The following is a 3,204-nucleotide window of genomic DNA, read 5'->3' as shown; positions in this document are numbered from 1 at the left end:
CGTGCAGTCGTTCTTCGAAAGGCGACCACTGCTACAGCGCTCATGAACGGGGGTGCTGACCTTCTCTCAGACCCTGCAATCCGCCAATCTAGCTGTCGCGTCACCTCTATGTACTTGACATTTGATAGTCGTATACTCCAAGTCCGTTTGGTCTAGCTGTTTCATTTGCGTACACAAACCCCGCCCTTCACTCTGAACAGAAGGGACCACACACTATCTATGTGCAGCACACGCTAGTGTGAGCTTTAGGAGAATGTCGAGGGATAGGTGATAAAACCTTGCTCAGTGTCACCTATCAGTTAGTTCTGCGCCCATGGGGATGGGCTTACTTCTTAACTACGGCGCACTGGGAAGACGAGCTTTTGCGTGCATAATGCATCTCCTGAAAACAGAAACCATCCGATTAATCCAGGGAAACTTTTGCCGTCAACTCCTAACCAACTGACTGATCAAGCTCCAGAAGGATAGTCACTTTGTACTAGCTTCTGGATGTAAAATTAGCATAAACCATATTTTTGCCGTGTGCGAACAGACCTAGTACAAACACTCCGTTTGCTGCCAACTTGGGCATTCCCAACTTGTGCTTCACATTGTCTTGAAGTCTTTGAAAATGCGCTGGTTAAACTGGAAAAGGTCCCGGACAAGGGATCTTGCGGTGTGAAACAGTGAACAGCACACCCCAATTTGGCCCCAACTTGGGGCTTCCCATCTCATGGCAGACCCAATCGTAACTTTGTCGGAAGAAGAATGTGGACGGCTTCGGCAGGACTTCCGCAATACATTTGCAAGACTAGGTAACGTGAATCACACCTCCCTCACAGCAAAATGTATTGAACTTAAACACTGTGCCCAAAAAGACGTGTGCAAGTCGAAAACCTGTAAGGCGCTAAGCCATCAATCCCGTCGTAATCTCATCTCAAATACTTCTGTTCGGTTTCGACAATCAACCGTCGAATTCCTCTGTAAGTTACTTTACCAAAAGTCGTATTTTGAGTGGAAACAATCGACAGAGCTAGAAATAGATCTTGAGGCGATACCGATTTACATCCAAAACGTCCCCCCCTCTGGCTTTGTAAAGATCAACAACCCAGTCGACTATTACAATCAGGCTGTTTTCATACTACAAGAAGCAATGGAGGAAGTATGGCTTTACGATTATTCCTTGGAGATAAGTCTCGGTCCCACAGCTGACCATTTTCAAGAATGCCTACGAAAAGGGGTAAAGATAAACGTTCTTTTCCTAAATCCCGAAAGCGAGCATATCTCTGACTTTGCGCGCCTCCTAGATGAAGAAGAGAACATATTAAAGAATGCTTGTGAAAACAGCGTAATTCGTGCACTTCGCCGCCTTAAGCAATTCCATTCAGACTCAAAAGAACATAATGAAAATTATCATTTATTATTCAATGTAAGGGTAACTGAAGATTTGCCGCGCTTAGGCGCTTACTTGTATGATCCAGATAGAAACGGTGGAAAAAGTTTTTTCCTGCCATCAGTCAATCGGATTCCTACAATGAGACTTCCTATATTTGAATTTCAGAATCTACCCGCAGGTGTGAGCAGTATTTATATGCAGGGAATTAGGAAGGAATGGGAAGGAGCAACTACGCTCCACAACTTCCTCAAGCAGAACACCCACTTTGTAGAGAATCATTACCAAACATTTTTTTCAGATTATCCAGAATAGCTGAAAGCTAATGGCGGCCAGCCGTTCCACAACGATCGTAGTGACCCTTAAGAGATCCTTCAGATTAACCGCAGTCATATTCTTCATTTCAAAGCACTTTAGTGCATTGGTGTGGGAGCTTTGATTGGGTAAAAAAGGGGCCTTGAGGTGGTAAGCAACTGGTGAATTCGCTGGGGAGAAACTGGGTAGATGACTGGTGAATTGCCCAGAATGGCCCAGTGAGTACCCTGTCGGGTACTCACTGGGTAAAAGTTCAATTTAGTAGCCGAGTAGTAGCTCGCAAGCTTCATCTGTTCACTAAAAAGGCAAGGCCTCCCGATCCTGGGGTGCCTCGCCTTTCATTCATTCAACCTTAGTATTCACTTGGTAACAGAAGAACCCCGGTGCTTGGCCTGATAACATCATCGTCATAGTCGTCCATGCCCTCCATTGAGTTAGCCTTCCAGAAGCACCACATATGGGCCAGGTAAAACCGCATAGATGGCAGTGGAAAGTCTGTGTAGCTAATTTTTTGTTCAATCACTACCTTGTTTTTATCGCGCTCACACCGCATCACGGCCCTTGAACTACGTGTATCTTTCTCAAGCGTCCAGAACTGCATGTCCTGAAGCATCTTATCGTTCTTAATCTTCGGATCCGTTTGCCAAGAACCAATGACATCAAGCATCCAGAAAGCTTCTCCATAGTTCACCACGTAGTGCACTCCGTCGGTGTACACAAACGGATGCCAGGGAATCCCCGTTTTATAGTACCTTTCGGTACCCGTAAACTGACGCAGGTCTTCCTCTCGAAGTGTTTTTTGCGTATCTTCAGTAGTCATAGCAATGCCTTTTTTGGGGCCATCCGTAATCGGTTGTGCGCTTGTGGATGGCCTCGTTTCTTTCTTTGGGCTCACTTCCGAAACTCGTTTTCGGAAAGTGTGCCGCGCACACTTTCCTTAACAGCTGGATTTTTTAAGGCTGGGTGAATCGTCAAGGGGAAGCTTCGCTGGAGAATTTTGGGGGGTACCCGCCTGGCGCGTAGCGACAGGTGGGGGGAGCCAAAATTGTCTAGTGAAGTCCCTTGACGAGAGGGGCCGCCGCTAGAGGCCCCTTTCCTAAAAGAAGCGCCTACACAAAGAACCACAGCGAAAAGCGGCCACAGAAGTGCCAGGGCAGCACTTTATGCCCACAAAAAAGGATCTGAAGTTTTCCACAGTAAGGCGCTCCCTTTGTATGTAGGGCCTTGCTGTGAGGAGCAAATTCCCAAAGCACCACTCCTCGCGTGAGGGATCGGAAGGGGCCGCCTTGGCGGCGTCCGTAGGACCGAGCGAAGCGAAGCCCTGAAAGAGCCCGGTTCCCCCGTAAGGGGGGACACGCCCATTGTGTTTGTTCTCCTCTTTAAGTCCGTCACAACGAACGACCAACCCACGCGCTAAGAAAGCCACCTTCGCCAAACAGCATTTTTCACTTCACGAACCACATCGAACGTTTTTAGAATCTCTACCGGCGGCGCTGGCTGGCAACGCGCGCGATCAT

General features: G+C 47.6%; 2 protein-coding genes. One reads left to right on the top strand and one right to left on the bottom strand.

Annotated features, from left to right (window positions below):
* The first annotated feature begins 712 nt into the window (after positions 1–712).
* Positions 713–1,687 carry a DUF5919 domain-containing protein gene (locus tag IQ273_RS31940; RefSeq protein ID WP_194027112.1) on the top strand — a complete coding sequence of 325 codons (975 nt, stop codon included), beginning with the start codon at positions 713–715 and terminating at the stop codon, positions 1,685–1,687.
* Between the two features lie 352 nt (positions 1,688–2,039).
* Here the strand turns inward: IQ273_RS31940 and IQ273_RS31935 are convergent, their stop codons facing one another.
* Positions 2,040–2,507, bottom strand: a complete 468-nt coding sequence (locus tag IQ273_RS31935; RefSeq protein ID WP_194027111.1) for a DUF6876 family protein — start codon at positions 2,505–2,507, stop codon at positions 2,040–2,042.
* Positions 2,508–3,204 lie beyond the last annotated feature (697 nt).

The organism is Nodosilinea sp. LEGE 07298 (genome assembly GCF_015207265.1).
Taxonomy (GTDB): domain Bacteria; phylum Cyanobacteriota; class Cyanobacteriia; order Phormidesmidales; family Phormidesmidaceae; genus Nodosilinea.
The sequence above is the reverse complement of the archived record's forward strand: the minus strand, read 5'-3'. Positions and strand labels throughout refer to the sequence as shown.

Bases quoted from the DNA above. Each gene is read 5' to 3' on its own strand.
- IQ273_RS31940 (WP_194027112.1), top strand. From the start codon at position 713: ATGGCAGACCCAATCGTAACTTTGTCGGAAGAAGAATGTGGACGGCTT.
- IQ273_RS31935 (WP_194027111.1), bottom strand. From the start codon at position 2,507: ATGACTACTGAAGATACGCAAAAAACACTTCGAGAGGAAGACCTGCGT.